Here is a 16725-nt window from a genome sequence, read left to right on the forward strand (position 1 = left end):
CTGAATTCTCAGTGTTGAACATTAGACCGCTCGACTTGCATGTGTTAGGCACGCCGCCAGCGTTCATCCTGAGCCAGGATCAAACTCTCAATAAAAAAATTATTTTTGGGCGGTTTTCGTTTTTAGTTCTTCGTTCTTGGTTTTCACCACTAACGACTAACCACTAACTACTAACCAATATATGCTGGCTTAATTCTTACACTGTGTAGTTTTCAAAGACCAAAGTTTGTGTCACTCGTTTTGGCGACTTAATCATCTTAACATCTTTTCGATGTCATGTCAACACGCTTTTTGCTGGAAGTTTTTATCCACTTCTCTCACGTGGCGACAAATACTATCTTATCATGGTTCAGTGATGAAAGCAACTGGTAACTTGTGCCACGTCTTAGAGTATACCCCTAATCATATTAGTCTTAAAATGTCTTTCGTAAAAGTTGCTCTTTGATCACTAATTACAAGTATATGTACTTATATTATTATTATTCATATTTTCTATGTTTTTTCCCGCAAAAAGTTTTGAAAGCCTCTTTTCATTATAATGAAGCCCCTCAAATAGAAAAGGCACACTCCGTGTGCTTCGCTATGGGAACCTAGTTCCCCTTCGACGGCTGCAAAGCAGCCTGCGCACCCCTCTGACTACGGCATGGGAATACCTTCCCCTGCACCCCTTCTTTTTTTATTTAATAGGAAAGTAGAACTTTCCTATTAAATAAAAAAAGCATAGGGTTACCCCCTATGCTTCGTTGTCATGAATCTTCATTGGTTTCATGGTTGGGAAGAGCAGTACATCACGAATTGACGGAGAATCCGTAAGGAGCATCATAAGACGGTCAATTCCTATACCGATACCTCCTGTTGGCGGAAGGCCTACTTCCAATGCATTGATAAAGTCATCATCCATTGGATGCGCTTCATCATCGCCAGCTTCCTTTTGCTTCATTTGTTCTTCAAATCTTCCCTTCTGGTCAATCGGATCATTTAACTCAGAAAAAGCATTGGCAATCTCCCAGGTATTCACAAAAGCCTCAAATCGGTTTGTGATTTCTGGGTTATCTTGATTTCTTTTTGCCAGAGGTGACACTTCCACAGGATGATGTGTAATAAATGTAGGCTGAATAAGGGTCTTTTCACAGAACTCTTCAAAGAAAGCGTTGATAATATGACCTTTCTTCATCCCTTTATCAACATCAATACCATGCTGTTTTGCAATGGCAGTGGCCTCTTCATCGGTTTTCACCTGATTAAAGTCTATACCTTTTACTTCCTTGACAATATCAGTCATGCTTATTCTTCTCCAAGGAGGAGTTAAATCTATCTCTTTGTCTTGGTATGTAATCTTCGTTGTTCCCAAGGCTGCCATGGCCATTTCTGCCACTACCTCTTCACATTCTTGCATCATCACTTCATAATCCGCATAAGCCTCGTACCACTCGATGGTGGTAAACTCAGGGTTGTGTTTTGGTGACATTCCTTCATTCCTGAAGAGCCTTCCGATTTCATATACACGATCAAAACCGCCAACAACCAATCGCTTCAGATGAAGTTCCGTTGCGATTCTTAAGTACATATCGATATCCAATGTATTGTGATGGGTAATAAACGGCTTTGCAGAAGCCCCCCCCGCAAGTGTACTTAAGATCGGTGTTTCTACCTCTAAGAAATCTCTATCATCCAGATATTTTCTAAGGGCTTTAATTGCTTTTGTTCGTACTAAGAATGCTTTCTTAACCTCTGGATTTACAATAAGATCCACATATCTTTGTCTATATCTTAATTCTTGGTCTTTTAATCCATGCCACTTTTCAGGCAAAACCTGTAATGATTTTGACAATAGCAATACGCTTATTGCCTTTACAGAGGTTTCTCCCTGCTTCGTCTTAAATACAGTCCCTTTTATTCCAACAATATCTCCAATATCATAGGTCACAAGGATATCGTATTCTTCCTCACCAATGGCATCTTGTCTTACATAGGATTGAATTCTTCCCTGCTTGTCTTGAATATCTAGGAATGCTGCCTTACCCATCGTTCGCTTTGCCATGATTCTTCCCGCAATGGAAACTTCTTTCCCTTCCATCGCATCAAAGTTTTCCTTTATATCCTGACTAAAATGGGTTTGATCGTATCTTTCTATTTTAAATGGGTCTCTCCCCATCTCTTGAAGTTTCTTTAACTTCTCTCTTCTTACACGAAGCACTTCACTGAGATTTAATTCTTCACTCATCCTTTGTACACCCCCAAGTTATCTTTTGATTTCTAGGATTTCGTATTTTGTTACGCCATCTGGAATTTGTACATTTACAATATCTCCAACCTTTTTTCCGATGAGGGCGCTGCCCACAGGAGATTCATTGGATATTTTTAGCTCATAGGGATCTGCTTCAGCTGAACCTACAATTGTATATTCTACTTCTTCATCAAATTCCAAATCCTTAACCTTTACGGTAGCCCCTATACTTACAGAGTCTGTAGATATTTCATCTTCATCAATAATCTTGGCTTTTCGAAGCATAGATTCAAGCTTCATAATTCTCTCTTCTAACTGGGCTTGTTCGTTTTTTGCCTCATCATACTCGGAGTTCTCGCTGATATCTCCAAAGGCAATCGCTTGTTTAATTCTTTCAGCAACTTCTTTTCGTCTTACTGTTTTAAGCATCTCTAATTCATCTTCTATTTTCTTTAACCCTTGTGGGGTTAATAATACTTCCTTATCAGTCATCTATTCCCTCTCCTTTTTGTGTAATGTATAAATGATTTGTTGATAATATATGTCCCCTTTGTTAATTTATGCCTTAAAACCCTTGGTAATTTTTCTCAAGCTAGAAGAATAAGCACTGGATTCTCACAGTGCTTGGCGTAAGATGGAGCTATATGCGAATAATTATAATGCAGTCACTCCCCTTTGTCAAGCCATTCCCAAGGAAATTAAGACAAGCTGCTTAGGAAATTTCTGAGCAGTACCTCCATGTCCTTTTGATTCCCTACAGTATTCAATTGTCCACGAATTTGTGCGCCATTTCTTATGCCTTTTAAATACCAAGACAGGTGCTTTCTCATTTCCCGGATGCCTATGTATTCACCTTTCATTTCTATAATTTTATACATATGTCTGATTGCCATTTCAATCTTTTCCTGTGGTGATGGCTCAGGTAAAATTCCACCTGTTTTTAAATAGTGGGCAATTCGTTTGAAAATCCATGGGTTACCCTGGGCCCCTCGAGCTACCATAATGCCATCACAATTTGTCTCTTCCTTCATTCGTACAGCATCTTCTATTGTAAATACATCTCCATTGCCAATTACAGGAATGCGTACAGTTTCTTTCACTTTCTTGATAATGCTCCAGTCAGCTTTCCCACTATAAAACTGCTCCCTGGTTCTGCCATGGACAGCGATGGCCCGGGCACCATTTTCCTCAAGAACCTTTGCCATTTCCTCTGCATTGACATGTTGGTCATCCCAGCCTTTACGGATTTTCACCGTCACTGGTTTGTCCGTTGCTTGGGTCACAGCCTTTACAATCCGTCCTGCCAATTCTGGATTCTTCATCAACGCCGAGCCATCACCGTTTTTTACAATTTTGGGCGTAGGGCATCCCATATTGATATCTAGAAAGGTATGGCCATGTTGGTTTAACAACTCAGCCGCCCGCGCCATAAATTCGGGATCAGAACCGAAAATCTGCAATGCTACCGGCTTTTCTTCTTCCTTTATTTCTAGCAGTGCCTCTGTGTTTTTATCTCCATAGCATATCCCTTTGGCACTGACCATTTCTGTATAGACCAGTCCACATCCCTGCTCCTTGCAAAGAAGCCTGAAGGTCAGGTCTGTAACACCCGCCATAGGACCTAGAGAAACGCTATTTTCTAGTTGTATACCTGCAATGTTCACGATATTTTCCTCCTTGCGGGCGAACACTGTCTGCCCCTACATCTCACATCGGGCGATTCGTGAATCGCCCCTACACCTATCTCTTTTATCATAACCACTAACCACCAACTCAAAATAAAAAGCCAGGAATATCCCCCGGCCCTTTTATGCTTTATTTCGTTCGTATATAATCCTTAGCCCTTCGAGGGTCAATAGTCCATTGACCTCATCAATGGTTTCCGATTCACTGGCAATTAGATTTGCCAATCCTCCGGTGGCAATTACCTTCGTATTCGGATGGTTACCTAATTCTTGCTTCATTCTTTTAACAATATAATCTACCAAACCTATATACCCATAAATGATACCTGATTGCATGCTGCTCACCGTATTCTTACAAATTACGTGACCAGGCTTGATCAGTTCTACCCTAGGAAGTTTCGCTGCATTTTGAAATAATGCCTCACTGGAAATTTTAATACCTGGTGAAATAGTTCCTCCCATGTACTCTCCTTTTTCAGATATGGCACAAAATGTTGTGGCTGTTCCAAAATCGACGATCACCAATGGACCGCCGTATTGTTCGAAAGCCGCCACAGCATTAACAATTCGGTCTGCACCCACTTGCTTAGGGTTGTCATATTTTATATTTACACCAGTTTTGATGCCGGGTCCAACCACCATGGCTTCCTTTTTACAATACTTATAAGCCATATGCTGCAAGGAGTACATTAACGGTGGTACCACCGATGAAATAATGACATCCTCTACATCATTGAGGTCAAGTCCATCATATTCAAATAGTTGATTCACCAGCATACCATATTCATCGGATGTTTTGCTCTTATCCGTTGCCATTCTCCAAGAATTAAGCAGTGTTTCACCTTTATATACACCCAATACAATATTTGTATTTCCAACATCAAAAGCTAGTAACATCTCATCGTCAACCTTTCTTCTTATGTTATGAATTCTTATCTGTTCTATATATTAACGAGCCGTTTTATTTAGCGCCTTTACCACAGCCGCTACAATCAGTGCTGAAACAATTGCTTCTGTGGTCCCGTTTACGCCTGCAATACCCAGTACTACATTTAAAGGAAGATATCCAAAAGCAAAGATTAAACCTAACACACCGATAGTATTGGTTAATGTTCCTACCACAGCACTAATCACAGAATTTTTCGTCCACTTATAGGCATAGTAAGTTGTGACCGCAATCAGCAGCCTAGGCAATATTGCAATGATGGGATTCGCAAAAAAAGGATTATTTGCTCGTAAAAAACTTGAAACCCCAAATATAACCCCAACAATGCTTCCTACCACTGGTCCCGATACAATGGTTCCAATGATAACAGGAATATGCATGGTCGTTGCATTCACATTGGCCAACCAGGGGATTGGAATATACCCCAAAGGTGTCATGCTCAAGGCAATTGCCACTGCCCCCAATAATCCTGCCACCGTCATCTGTCGTAAAGTTAAAAATGACCCTGTGCTTAAATTCTTTTCCATTTCTTTTCCTCCGTTCCAATTCCTTTGATTTAGGATACCGGACGTGCTCTCGTCATACAGTTTCCTTGAGTCCAGTTCTTTTGATACTGGCTAATTACCTAGTATATGTTATCATTTGAAACATCAATTTGCAATATTTTTATTGCATTTTGAAACCCATTTATAGGGTAATTATTCCCTTAATCATCTTTCCTATTCGATGGCGCCTAAATAATCTCTGGTGCTGGGTATACCCCCAGTACTTTCAGCTGCTTGAATACTACGGTTTACAGCGATAGCCATGGCTTCCGCAGCCATAATTCCTAAGAGGTTTAAGTCCGCCGAATGGGTCCCTTTCGATAGGGCAAAAACTGTATCTCCATCTAGGGTACTTCCAAAAGGTGATATGACCTTCACCAAACCATTCATGGACATCTGGGCCAGTTTTTTACACTCAGCCTTTGTTAACTTTGCATTGGTCGCAATTGCACCAATGGTGGTATTGTCCCTCTTAAATGCCAAGTTGGTTTGAAAATGTTGTTTTAAATAGCTGCAGGTGTCTATTAGCGCACCAGTCTCTTTTTCTCTAGCCCCTGCGAATATTTTCCCAGATTGCCAATCTCGAATGTCTCCAAAGGCATTTACTGCCACAATTGCGCCCACAACCAATCCGTTATTCAAAGTTACACTGGCGCTGCCAATACCGCCTTTCATGGCTTGTTCATGGCCTAGGACTTTTCCAACGGTGGCACCTGTTCCAGCACCATAGTTCCCTTCACTGATTTTTTCTTGACTCGCCTGTCTGCAAGCCTCATAGCCCATACCAGCATCAGGTCGAATCTGATAGCTTCCCATATGTAAATCAAACAATACTGCCCCTGTCACGATTGGTACCTTTGTCACGCCTACATCAAAGCCGATCCCCTTTTCCTCTAAATACTGCATCATCCCATCTCCAACAGCTAGTCCGAAGGCGCTCCCCCCTCCAAGGAATACGCCGTGTACCTGATCTACCAGCATATGGGGCTCTAGCAGGTCAGTCTCCCGGGTTCCAGGCGCTGAGCCCCTTACCTCTGCGCCGCATACTGCTCCGTCACCACATAAAATAACGGTACAGCCTGTCTGTGCTTGATGATCCGATACTTGCCCTACATGAATGCCCGGCACGTCTGTAATACAATTTCTATACATAATCAGAAATCCCCCTTACGGACACCTCTCCTGAAATAACCTTCTCCACCTGCCCTTCCTGGTTACGGATAAGCAGCTCTCCTTCTTCTGTTAAATCTATCGCTTCAGCGATAATCGTCTGGTCTCTATTGATAATTTTCACCATGTTTCCTATTGTTACAGAATGGGCCCTACAAATATCTACACTTTTACCAATGCTTTTTGTATGAATAAAATCTAAGTATAAAGCCTCAAATTCTTTTAATATCTGCAATACAAGCTCTTTTCTCGAAATATTGTTTCCTACACAAGCCTTGATAGATGTGGCAATTTTCTTTATGTCTTCAGGAAATAGAGCTACATCTACATTGGCATTGATACCTATCCCAACAACGATATAATTCACAGAGTTTAGCTCTGCACCCATTTCCGTTAGAATGCCGCATACCTTTTTCTTCTGCAAAATAATATCATTGGGCCACTTGATCCCTGCTTCACAGCCTGTAACCTTACGGATGGCTGAGGCTACTGCCGCAGCTGCGATTTGGGTAATCTTTGCAGCTTCTGCAGGTTCGATGGATGGTCGTAAAATCAAAGACATCCAAATCCCTGTACCCTTTGGTGACATCCATTGTCTCCCTAGCCTGCCTCTGCCCCCCGTCTGCTCTTCGGAAATGACAACAACACCCTCATCCCCACCTTCCCCTGCAATTCTCTTTGCCATATTGTTGGTAGAATCAATGGTATCATAGTGAACAATCCGTTTACCGATCACCTTTGTTTGCAGCTCCATTTGAAGGGCGTGCTGATTTAATACATCTGGTTCCCCTACCAGTCGATAGCCTTTTCGTGATACGGACTCAATTTCATAGCCCTCTCCTTTTAGTTGGTTGATATGTTTCCATATGGCTGTCCTTGTAACCCCCATCCTATTGCTCAGCTCTTCTCCTGATATAAAGCTTCCTTTATTATACTTCAATGTCTCTAAGACGTCTTTTTTCATGATAAACACCTCTTGTTTTCATTCTATCCACTTATTGTATCATAAATAAGCCGATAAAAAAACTGACAGGCATGAGCCTGTCAGTGATGTGTTTTAACCAAATATAGATAATAGTACCCCTGCTGCGATGGCAGATCCGATAACCCCTGCAACGTTTGGTCCCATGGCATGCATCAAAAGGAAGTTTGAAGGGTTTTCCTTTTGTCCAACTACCTGAGATACCCTGGCTGCCATTGGTACCGCAGAAACCCCTGCAGAACCAATCAATGGATTGATCTTCTTACCTGAAGCAACATACATGATTTTTCCGAAAAGTACCCCTGCTGCTGTACCTACACAGAAAGCCAAAAGTCCTAATCCGATGATCATCAATGTTTCTGGCTTTAAGAACTTGTCTGCACTTGTCGTTGCACCAACTGTTACGCCTAGGAAGATCGTAACAATATTGATTAACTCGTTTTGTGCAGTCTTGAAAATTCTATCAACAACACCAGACTCTCTGAACAGGTTACCAAGCATTAACATACCTAATAGTCCTGCTGCAGATGGAAGTAATAGAGAACCTAAGATTGTAACCAAGATTGGGAAAATAATCTTTTCCGTCTTTGTTACTGGTCTTAACTGCTCCATTTTCACCATTCTTTCCTCTTTCGTCGTTAAAGCTTTCATGATCGGAGGCTGAATGATCGGAACAAGGGCCATGTAAGAATATGCTGCAACGGCGATCGGTCCTAATAAGTGTGGTGCAAGCTTAGATGTTAAGAAGATTGCTGTAGGGCCATCTGCACCACCGATGATACCGATTGAAGCCGCTTCTGCACCTGTAAATCCAAGGGCAACTGCGCCTAAGAATGTTGTAAAGATACCAAACTGTGCTGCTGCACCTAACAATAAGCTTCGTGGGTTTGCAATCAATGGACCGAAGTCTGTCATTGCTCCTACCCCTAGGAAGATTAGAGGAGGGTATATACCCATCTTAACCCCTTGATATAAGTAGTATAACAATCCGCCCAACTGCTTCACATGGGGCAATCCATCTTCACCTATTTCATAAACGGGATAATCCATTAAACCTGCCAATGGAAGGTTTGCTAGAAGAGCACCGAATGCAATAGGGAGCAGTAATAGGGGTTCATATCCTTTTACAATTGCTAAGTACAATAATAGGCAAGCTACGCCTAGCATTACAATTTGCTGCCATGTTAAGGCAACGAAACCTGTACTTAACAAGAAGTCTTTAATTACATCTATAAACATCTTGTTGTCTCCCTCTCTTTCATAGTTTAATCAGCCGAGACAAGGTTATATTATCCTAATACGACTAATACGTCTCCTGCATTAACAGATGCGCCTTTGTTTGTACTGATAGATACAACTTTTCCATCTGCTGGTGCCATGATTTCGTTCTCCATCTTCATTGCTTCTAGGATTACCAATACTTGTCCTGATTTCACTGTGTCGCCTTCTTTTACCTTGATATCAAGGATTGTTCCTGGCATTGGTGCAGTGATGGAGTTTCCACCTGCTGGTGCTGCTTTTGGCGCTGCCTTTGGAGCCGCTGGCTTCGCTGCTGGTGCTGCTGCTTTAGGAGCTGGTGCTGGTGCTGCTGGTCTAGCTGCTGGAGCTGGAGCGGAAACGCCACCAATTTCTTCTACTTCAACTTCATATGTGCTTCCATTTACAGTTATATTAAACTTTTTCATTTTCATTATCCTCCTTCAAAATACTTATCAATTTCTATTAAGTAGTGAATTTACGTTAAAATCTGCTTCCCATCTGCTCAACTTTACCTAGTCTGTTCCATGTAGGAGATTGATCCCCAACCCTTACAATGTTTCTTACCACGATATTGTGGGTAGATGTTTGCAAGCAAGCTGCAACTGCCGCAGAAATGACTGCAATCAGTTCTTCTTCATTTCCTTCTTCTACTGTTTCCTCAGCAGCAGGTGTACTCTCTACAACCTGAACTTGTGCCTTTTGAGGCTCTTTGTAGAACAACATTCTTAAAAGGTCTAGTAGGAAAGAAAGTGCAATTAACGTTGCGAAGGTAACACTCATACCTAACGCCGTAACGATCAAACCTTCTCCAAAACTTATCGTTTCACCAAACAATGATATCACCTCTTTTTCTTGGACTTCAGTGGTGTCTGTCTTCTATCTTATAGCGGAATATTTCCGTGCTTCTTCGCTGGTCTGTTTTCTCTCTTTGATGCAAGCATGTTGAATGCATCTACAAGTCTAGGTCTTGTTGCATTTGGTTCGATGACGTCATCAACAAATCCTCTTTCAGCAGCCTTGTATGGCGTAGCAAATTCGTCAGTGTACTCAGCGACTTTCTTTGCTCTTTCTGCTACTGGATCTGCTGCTTTTGCAATTTCATCTTTAAAGATAATATTCGCTGCACCTTGTGGTCCCATAACTGCGATTTCAGCCTGAGGCCAAGCAAGAACGATGTCAGCACCTAAATCTTTAGAACACATTGCTAAGTAAGATCCGCCATAAGCTTTTCTTACGATTAATGTTACCTTTGGTACTGTTGCTTCACTGTAAGCATAAAGCATCTTGGCACCATGTCGGATGATTCCACCGTATTCTTGGTTAGTTCCTGGTAAGAACCCAGGTACGTCAACGATGTTTAATAATGGAATGTTGTATGCATCACATGTTCTGATGAATCTTGAAGACTTATCAGATGCATTGATGTCTAAGCAACCTGCAAGGAATTTTGGCTGGTTAGCAATAATACCCACAGATTGACCGTTGATTCTTGCGAAACAAGTGATGATATTCTTTGCAAAGTGCGGCTGAACTTCATAGTAATCACCATCATCTACAATCTTAGCGATCACGTCGAACATATCATATGGCTTGTTAGGGTTGTCCGGTAAAATATCATCAAGCTCTGGAATTAATCTATTGATATCATCTTCTGTTTCGTAGAATGGAGCTGTCTCCATGTTATTAGATGGTAAGAAGCTTAATAATCTTCTGATTTGTGCAATACAATCTTCGTCGTTAGAAGCTACGAAATGAGCTACACCACTGGTTGTATTGTGAGTCATTGCACCACCAAGGTCTTCAGCAGTTACTTCTTCTCCTGTAACTGTTTTGATTACCTGAGGTCCAGTGATAAACATCTGGCTTGTTTTCTCTACCATGTAGATAAAGTCTGTGATTGCTGGTGAATATACCGCACCACCCGCACAAGGTCCCATAATTGCAGAGATTTGTGGTACTACACCAGATGCGATTGTGTTTCTGTAGAAGATTTTTCCGTATCCAGATAAAGCATCTACTGCTTCTTGGATTCTTGCTCCACCAGAGTCATTTAAACCAACAACTGGTGCGCCAACCTTCAATGCATTGTCTAATACCTTACAGATTTTCGCTGCATGCATTTCTCCAAGAGATCCACCTACTACAGTAAAGTCTTGAGCAAAGGCATAAACCAATCTTCCATCAACCATACCATATCCAGTTACAACACCTTCGCCTGGTGATTCTACTTTCTCCATGCCAAAGTTTACACAACGGTGAGTTACGAAAGCATCTAGCTCAACGAATGTGCCTTCATCAAACAGCAGGTTCATTCTTTCTCTAGCTGTTAATTTACCTGACTGATGCTGCTTATCGATTCTTTTTTGACCGCCGCCAAGCGCAATTTTTTCTCTGCGCTTACGCAAATCTTCTAATCTGTTGATTGCCATGTTTACTAACCTCCTACACTAATGTTGGGCTGCCAAAATTGGCAGCCTGACTACTACTCTCTCTCGCTTAATTCAACAAGTACGCCGTTTGTGCTCTTAGGATGACAGAAAGCGATTTTCGCGCCGCCTGCTCCATATCTTGGCTTCTCATCAATCATCTTTACACCTTTGCCCATCAATTCAGCGATAGCTTCTTCGATGTTTGGTACTTTAAATGCGATGTGCTGGATGCCTTCGCCCTTCTTCTCGATAAACTTTGCGATTGGTCCCTCTGGATCAGTTGACTCTAATAATTCAACCTCTGTATCTCCAACAGGTAAAAACGCAACCTTTACCTTTTGCTCTTCAACAACTTCAGTCCCATGAAGCTCTAGTCCAAGCATATCTTGGTAAAACTTTAATGTTTCATCTAAGCTTTTTACTGCAATCCCAATGTGGTCAACTTTTAATACTTTCATGATTTTGCCTCCTTTATCTATTTTTAGGGCATCTTCATCGGTCTACTGCATTCGTCAGTTGCCTCCCGCCCTGATAAACTTGTTTAGATTTCCTTAAGAATGCTTTCTGATGCAGTATAAGGATCTGTCTTTCTCACAGCAACATCGACTGCCAATTGATTGATCATTTCTTCCTTCTTAGATTTATCTAAGATCATACGCATCAAATTTTCTTGAACAAGATCTATAATTTCGAGTCTGCTGTTTAGTGTTCTCCTCTGCTGTAATTTCCCTGTATCCTCCATGTGTTTTTTATGGTCCTTTAGATGTCCTAATAGTTCATCTATACCCTCATTATCGACGGCAATAACCATTTGCACTGGGGGTCTCCAGTCAGAGTGATTGAAGTCAAGCATCATGTCGATCTCCCTAGCTGTTCGCTTTGCACCGTCACGATCTGCTTTGTTTACTGCAAATACATCCCCAATCTCCATAATTCCGGCTTTGATGGCTTGAATATCATCGCCCAATCCAGGAACCATTACCATCAGTGTTGTATCAGCATTCTTGGCAATATCAACTTCCGATTGCCCTACCCCAACGGTTTCAATAAAAATATAGTCTACACCATAAATATCTAGGATTTTTACCGCAGCTTGGGTAGCTTTGGATAGTCCCCCTAGATGCCCACGGGTACCCATACTTCTGATAAACACGCCCGGGTCTGTACTGAGATCATTCATTCTTACTCTGTCACCCAGTATGGATCCGCCTGTGAAGGGGCTTGTAGGATCTACAGCGATAATACCAACTGTTTTGCCTTCCTTACGGATGGCTTTTGCCAATTTATCTGTCAGCGTACTTTTGCCTGCGCCAGGAGGACCTGTGATGCCGATTACATGGGCCTTTCCCGTTTTGCTAAACAGACTTTTTAATATTTCGACAGCCTCAGGATCATGATTCTCTGCCATGGAGATCAGCCTTGCAACTGCCCTTTTATCACCTTGTAACAATCTTTCAGCTAAATCCATCCATTGCACCACCTATTTTTGGGCAAATTGCCTGCGTCTGTTATTATTTTTTACCTATTTTCTCTTAAGGTTAGCTCTGATGTAGTCAATTGTAACAGAAGTTGGTGTACCTGGTGTGAATATTTCTGCGATACCTTTTTCCTTTAAGAAAGGAATGTCATCATCTGGAATAACGCCGCCGCCGATTACCAATACGTCATCAACGTTTTCTACCTTTAATAATTCAACTACCTTTGGAAGCAATGTGTTGTGAGCACCTGATAAGATACTCATTGCTACTACATCAACGTCTTCCTGAATTGTAGCACTTACGATTTGCTCAGGTGTTTGTCTTAATCCTGTATAGATTACCTCCATACCAGCATCTCTTAAAGCTCTAGCGATAACCTTCGCTCCTCTATCATGACCATCAAGGCCTGGCTTTGCAACTAATACTCTAATTGGTCTATCCATGAAATTTTCCTCCTTCAATAAATCTATTTTCCTTATATTTATCTTTTCACTGCAAGGTATTGTCAGTAGACTACAGTTTTACTGATTGCTGGTACTCACCAAATACTTCTCTCATTACACCACAGATTTCTCCAAGTGTACCATAAGCTCTTACTGCATCTAAGATAAATGGCATTAAGTTTTCATCGCCTTGACAAGCTGTTCTTAGTGCTTCAAGTTTTTGTTGTACTAAGCTGTTATCTCTCTTTGCTCTAAGGTCAACCAGCTTTTGCTTTTGAAGCTCACCTACAGAAGGATCAACTCTTAATAATCCTTTTGGTGCTTCTTCTTTAATTTGGAACTTATTCATACCAACAATGATTCTCTTTCCAGCTTCAATATCTTTTTGATAGTTGTAAGCTGCATCCATGATTTCTTGTTGGATATATCCGTTATCAATCGCCTTTGGCGCGCCACCGATTTCATCAATCTTCTTAATGTATTCCATAGCTGCTTCTTCGATTTCTTTTGTTTTTGCTTCGATATAGTATGATCCAGCTAGTGGGTCAACTGTATCTGCCGCACCACTCTCGTATGCTACGATTTGCTGTGTTCTTAATGCAACTCTTACAGAGTCCTCAGTTGGAAGAGCTAGTGCCTCATCCTTAGAGTTTGTGTGTAAGGATTGTGTTCCACCTAGTACTGCTGCTAATGTTTGAATCGCAACACGTACAATGTTGTTTTCTGGCTGTTGAGCAGTTAATGTAGATCCGCCAGTTTGTGTATGGAACTTAAGTGCCATAGATTTTGCATCTTTTGCACCAAATCTTTCCTTCATGATTTTTGCCCAAAGTCTTCTAGCTGCTCTGAACTTTGCAACTTCTTCTAAGATGTCATTGTGAGCATTGAAGAAGAATGATAGTCTTGGCGCAAATGTATCTACATCTAGACCTGCCTTGATTGCAGCGTCAACATATGCAATACCATCTGCCAAAGTGAATCCAACTTCCTGTGCAGCTGTTGAACCAGCTTCTCTGATGTGATATCCAGAAATAGAAATTGTATTCCATTGTGGAACTTCTTTTGAACAATATTCAAATATATTTGTAATTAATCTCATGGATGGCTCTGTTGGGAAGATATATGTTCCACGAGCAATGTATTCTTTTAAGATATCATTCTGGATCGTACCTCTTAATTGATCAGGTGTAACCCCTTGCTTCTCAGCAACAGCAATGTACATTGCTAATAATACTGAAGCAGGTGCATTGATTGTCATAGATGTAGAAACCTTGTCTAGTGGAATGCCACCAAAAAGAATTTCCATGTCTGCCAATGAGTCAATGGCAACCCCTACCTTACCAACTTCACCTTCTGATAGTGGATGGTCTGAGTCATAACCAATTTGTGTTGGAAGGTCAAATGCTACGGAAAGACCCATAGAACCTTGCTCAATTAGATACTTATAACGCTTGTTTGATTCTTCAGCTGTAGCAAAACCAGCATACATTCTCATTGTCCAGAATCTACCTCTGTACATGTTGGTTTGTACACCCCTTGTATATGGGTAGCTTCCTGGGATTCCTAAGTCTGTCATGTAATCAAAATCTGGAATATCAGCTGGTGTGTATAATCTGTTTACAGGTGCACCTGACCCTGTTTCAAATACTGTCTTTCTTTCAGGTCTCTTTTCAAGAGATTTTTCCATCTTTGCATTGTAGCTATCAAAGCTTTCTTTGATTTGCGCTAACTTTTCTTTTTCAAACATTTTTTTTCCTCCTTACACATCTATCTTTTTAAAAATTAGTATTATTTTATCCATTCTTCCAAGTTATCATGATGATTTTTGTCAGTTTATTGGAAAAACAATACTTTTCAAACTATATATTGACATAGATTCAGGGGATGCGAAATGATCCCCCTAATCTCATATCATCACTTCTATAGTATCTTTCAAAATTCCTTCATCGATACCAGTTTTTCTTTTCGTCGTGCAATTGTCGGAATTATTTTATTTTCATTGATCCTGTATCCAGGAATCTCTGGTGCCAAGACAATGCTTCTCCGATAAGATGCGGTTCATGCTTTAACTTGCCTGACATAGCTCTTTCGAGGTAGTCATTTAACATTGGTTTATAATCTGGGTGGGCACACTTGTCAATGATTAATCTTGCTCTTTCTGTTGGTGATGTTCCTCTTAAATCTGCAAGACCTTGCTCTGTTACAACCACCATCACATCATGCTCCGTATGGTCCACATGGGATACCATTGGCACGATAGAAGAAATATCTCCATTCTTCGCTACAGATACAGTTGTATAGAAGGAGATGTATGCATTTCTCGTGTAGTCTCCTGAACCGCCTAAACCATTCATCATTCTTGATCCCATGATGTTTGTTGAGTTAACATGACCATACATATCTATTTCAATGGCCGTATTCATAGAAAGCACACCGATTCTTCTAGCAACTTCTGGATTGTTACTGATTTCTTGAGGTCTTAATAAGATATGTTTTGAATACTTATCGATGTTTTGATAAAGCTTTACTTGACCCTCAGCGGATGGCGTAATTGCTGTACCAGATGCAACCGTTACTTTCCCAGCATCAATAAGGTCTAACATGGAGTCCTGAATAACTTCCGTGTAACATGTTAAATCAGTGAAAGGTCCAGTTACCAATCCACCAAGTACTGCATTTGCTACAGATCCTACACCTGATTGTAATGGTAATAGGTTTTTAGGTAATCTACCCATCTTTACTTCATTTTCTAAGAACTCAATGATATGATTTGAAATTGCTTTTGAATCTTCATCTATAGGACCTAATGGTCTAACTTTATCTGGCATATCTGTTACAACGATAGCAGCAATCTTCGATGGGTCACATGGTATATATGGTGTTCCTACTCTGTGGCCTGAGTGTTCAATTGGAATTGGCTTTCTAAAAGGCGGCTTCTCAGGAATATAGATATCATGCATGCCTTCTAGCTGCATTGGCTGGCTTGTATTGATTTCGATAATTACCTTATCGGCTAGTTGAATTGCTGTCGGAGAAATACCCACGGATGTTGTTGGAATGATTCCGCCATCTTCTGTAATTGCCAGTGCTTCAACAATAGCTACATCAATGTTTCCGAAGAAACCATAGCTCATATATTGTGGCAAGTGACTCAAGTGCATATCTTGATATGCAATCGTTCCGGCATTGATACCATTTCTTGTATCATTATGGGTTTGATAAGGGAATCTTCTTTTGATTACCCCTGCTCTTGATAACGCACCATCTAGCTCATCACCTACAGAAGCGCCTGTTAAAAGAGTGATGCCTACCTTGTCTCCGCCTTCAGCTCTTTTGGCCAGGGCCAATGGAACTGCTTTTGGATATCCTGATGGCGTAAAACCGCTGGCAGCTACTGTCATGCCATCTTTGATCAGCATTGCAGCTTCCTCTGCAGAAACTACCTTTCCTTTGAGGTCTTCTCTTCTAATTCTGTTTTCTAACATCCCATGAATCCTCCTTTAAAATAATAGTATTTCCAGTGTTGCTTAGGGCAACAACGCATAGCATTGCTATTTATA

General features: G+C 41.0%; 16 protein-coding genes and 1 rRNA gene. All 17 read right to left on the bottom strand.

Annotation, left to right across the window (positions count from 1 at the left end; translation table 11 throughout):
- Positions 1 to 95: ribosomal RNA gene (locus K0R93_RS15930) — 16S ribosomal RNA — on the bottom strand; the annotation flags it as partial.
- 638 nt (positions 96 to 733) lie between these two features.
- Positions 734 to 2224, bottom strand: a complete 1491-nt coding sequence (gene lysS, locus K0R93_RS15935; protein WP_300303254.1) for a lysine--tRNA ligase — start codon at positions 2222 to 2224, stop codon at positions 734 to 736.
- An 18-nt stretch (positions 2225 to 2242) separates the two neighbouring features.
- Positions 2243 to 2719, bottom strand: coding sequence for a transcription elongation factor GreA (gene greA / locus K0R93_RS15940; protein ID WP_300303256.1), 477 nt, complete (start codon positions 2717 to 2719; stop codon positions 2243 to 2245).
- Positions 2720 to 2925: 206 nt separating this feature from the next.
- On the bottom strand, positions 2926 to 3891 hold the full coding sequence (dusB, locus tag K0R93_RS15945; RefSeq protein ID WP_300303258.1) for a tRNA dihydrouridine synthase DusB: 966 nt from the start codon (positions 3889 to 3891) through the stop codon (positions 2926 to 2928).
- 144 nt (positions 3892 to 4035) lie between these two features.
- Positions 4036 to 4809, bottom strand: coding sequence for a type III pantothenate kinase (locus K0R93_RS15950; RefSeq protein ID WP_300303260.1), 774 nt, complete (start codon positions 4807 to 4809; stop codon positions 4036 to 4038).
- Positions 4810 to 4860: 51 nt separating this feature from the next.
- The gene (locus K0R93_RS15955; RefSeq protein ID WP_300303262.1) at positions 4861 to 5385 is read right to left on the bottom strand and encodes an ECF transporter S component; all 525 of its coding nucleotides are present in this window, start codon (positions 5383 to 5385) and stop codon (positions 4861 to 4863) included.
- Positions 5386 to 5577: 192 nt separating this feature from the next.
- Positions 5578 to 6555 (bottom strand): P1 family peptidase, encoded by a 978-nt coding sequence (locus tag K0R93_RS15960; protein ID WP_300303264.1) that lies wholly within the window; start codon positions 6553 to 6555, stop codon positions 5578 to 5580.
- A complete protein-coding gene (locus K0R93_RS15965; protein WP_300303266.1) occupies positions 6548 to 7537 on the bottom strand; it encodes a biotin--[acetyl-CoA-carboxylase] ligase in 990 nt (329 codons plus the stop codon). Before K0R93_RS15965 ends, K0R93_RS15960 begins: the two co-directional genes overlap by 8 nt.
- Positions 7538 to 7630: 93 nt before the next feature.
- On the bottom strand, positions 7631 to 8794 hold the full coding sequence (locus tag K0R93_RS15970; protein WP_300303268.1) for a sodium ion-translocating decarboxylase subunit beta: 1164 nt from the start codon (positions 8792 to 8794) through the stop codon (positions 7631 to 7633).
- Between the two features lie 50 nt (positions 8795 to 8844).
- Positions 8845 to 9240 carry a biotin/lipoyl-containing protein gene (locus K0R93_RS15975; protein WP_300303270.1) on the bottom strand — a complete coding sequence of 132 codons (396 nt, stop codon included), beginning with the start codon at positions 9238 to 9240 and terminating at the stop codon, positions 8845 to 8847.
- A gap of 55 nt (positions 9241 to 9295) precedes the next feature.
- Positions 9296 to 9649, bottom strand: a complete 354-nt coding sequence (locus K0R93_RS15980) for an OadG family protein (protein WP_300303272.1) — start codon at positions 9647 to 9649, stop codon at positions 9296 to 9298.
- A gap of 47 nt (positions 9650 to 9696) precedes the next feature.
- Positions 9697 to 11244: a methylmalonyl-CoA decarboxylase subunit alpha gene (mmdA, locus tag K0R93_RS15985; RefSeq protein WP_300303274.1), complete on the bottom strand. Its 1548-nt coding sequence runs from the start codon at positions 11242 to 11244 to the stop codon at positions 9697 to 9699.
- A gap of 53 nt (positions 11245 to 11297) precedes the next feature.
- Positions 11298 to 11702: a methylmalonyl-CoA epimerase gene (mce, locus tag K0R93_RS15990; protein ID WP_300303276.1), complete on the bottom strand. Its 405-nt coding sequence runs from the start codon at positions 11700 to 11702 to the stop codon at positions 11298 to 11300.
- 83 nt (positions 11703 to 11785) lie between these two features.
- Positions 11786 to 12712 (bottom strand): methylmalonyl Co-A mutase-associated GTPase MeaB, encoded by a 927-nt coding sequence (gene meaB / locus K0R93_RS15995; protein ID WP_300303278.1) that lies wholly within the window; start codon positions 12710 to 12712, stop codon positions 11786 to 11788.
- A 54-nt stretch (positions 12713 to 12766) separates the two neighbouring features.
- Positions 12767 to 13165 carry a cobalamin B12-binding domain-containing protein gene (locus K0R93_RS16000; protein WP_300303280.1) on the bottom strand — a complete coding sequence of 133 codons (399 nt, stop codon included), beginning with the start codon at positions 13163 to 13165 and terminating at the stop codon, positions 12767 to 12769.
- A 70-nt stretch (positions 13166 to 13235) separates the two neighbouring features.
- Positions 13236 to 14912: an acyl-CoA mutase large subunit family protein gene (locus K0R93_RS16005; protein ID WP_300303282.1), complete on the bottom strand. Its 1677-nt coding sequence runs from the start codon at positions 14910 to 14912 to the stop codon at positions 13236 to 13238.
- 238 nt (positions 14913 to 15150) lie between these two features.
- Positions 15151 to 16650: an acetyl-CoA hydrolase/transferase family protein gene (locus K0R93_RS16010; RefSeq protein WP_300303284.1), complete on the bottom strand. Its 1500-nt coding sequence runs from the start codon at positions 16648 to 16650 to the stop codon at positions 15151 to 15153.
- Positions 16651 to 16725: the final 75 nt, after the last annotated feature.

The organism is Anaerosolibacter sp., assembly GCF_029240175.1.
Classification (GTDB): Bacteria; Bacillota; Clostridia; order Peptostreptococcales; family Thermotaleaceae; genus Anaerosolibacter.

Excerpts from the sequence above, each read along its gene's own strand:
- K0R93_RS16005 (WP_300303282.1), bottom strand. The coding sequence starts at position 14,912 with ATGTTTGAAAAAGAAAAGTTAGCGCAAATCAAAGAAAGCTTTGATAGC.
- meaB (WP_300303278.1), bottom strand. The coding sequence starts at position 12,712 with ATGGATTTAGCTGAAAGATTGTTACAAGGTGATAAAAGGGCAGTTGCA.
- K0R93_RS16010 (WP_300303284.1), bottom strand. The coding sequence starts at position 16,650 with ATGTTAGAAAACAGAATTAGAAGAGAAGACCTCAAAGGAAAGGTAGTT.
- K0R93_RS15960 (WP_300303264.1), bottom strand. The coding sequence starts at position 6,555 with ATGTATAGAAATTGTATTACAGACGTGCCGGGCATTCATGTAGGGCAA.
- mmdA (WP_300303274.1), bottom strand. The coding sequence starts at position 11,244 with ATGGCAATCAACAGATTAGAAGATTTGCGTAAGCGCAGAGAAAAAATT.
- K0R93_RS15950 (WP_300303260.1), bottom strand. The coding sequence starts at position 4,809 with ATGTTACTAGCTTTTGATGTTGGAAATACAAATATTGTATTGGGTGTA.
- lysS (WP_300303254.1), bottom strand. The coding sequence starts at position 2,224 with ATGAGTGAAGAATTAAATCTCAGTGAAGTGCTTCGTGTAAGAAGAGAG.
- mce (WP_300303276.1), bottom strand. The coding sequence starts at position 11,702 with ATGAAAGTATTAAAAGTTGACCACATTGGGATTGCAGTAAAAAGCTTA.
- K0R93_RS15965 (WP_300303266.1), bottom strand. The coding sequence starts at position 7,537 with ATGAAAAAAGACGTCTTAGAGACATTGAAGTATAATAAAGGAAGCTTT.
- K0R93_RS15975 (WP_300303270.1), bottom strand. The coding sequence starts at position 9,240 with ATGAAAAAGTTTAATATAACTGTAAATGGAAGCACATATGAAGTTGAA.
- greA (WP_300303256.1), bottom strand. The coding sequence starts at position 2,719 with ATGACTGATAAGGAAGTATTATTAACCCCACAAGGGTTAAAGAAAATA.
- K0R93_RS15970 (WP_300303268.1), bottom strand. The coding sequence starts at position 8,794 with ATGTTTATAGATGTAATTAAAGACTTCTTGTTAAGTACAGGTTTCGTT.
- K0R93_RS16000 (WP_300303280.1), bottom strand. The coding sequence starts at position 13,165 with ATGGATAGACCAATTAGAGTATTAGTTGCAAAGCCAGGCCTTGATGGT.
- K0R93_RS15955 (WP_300303262.1), bottom strand. The coding sequence starts at position 5,385 with ATGGAAAAGAATTTAAGCACAGGGTCATTTTTAACTTTACGACAGATG.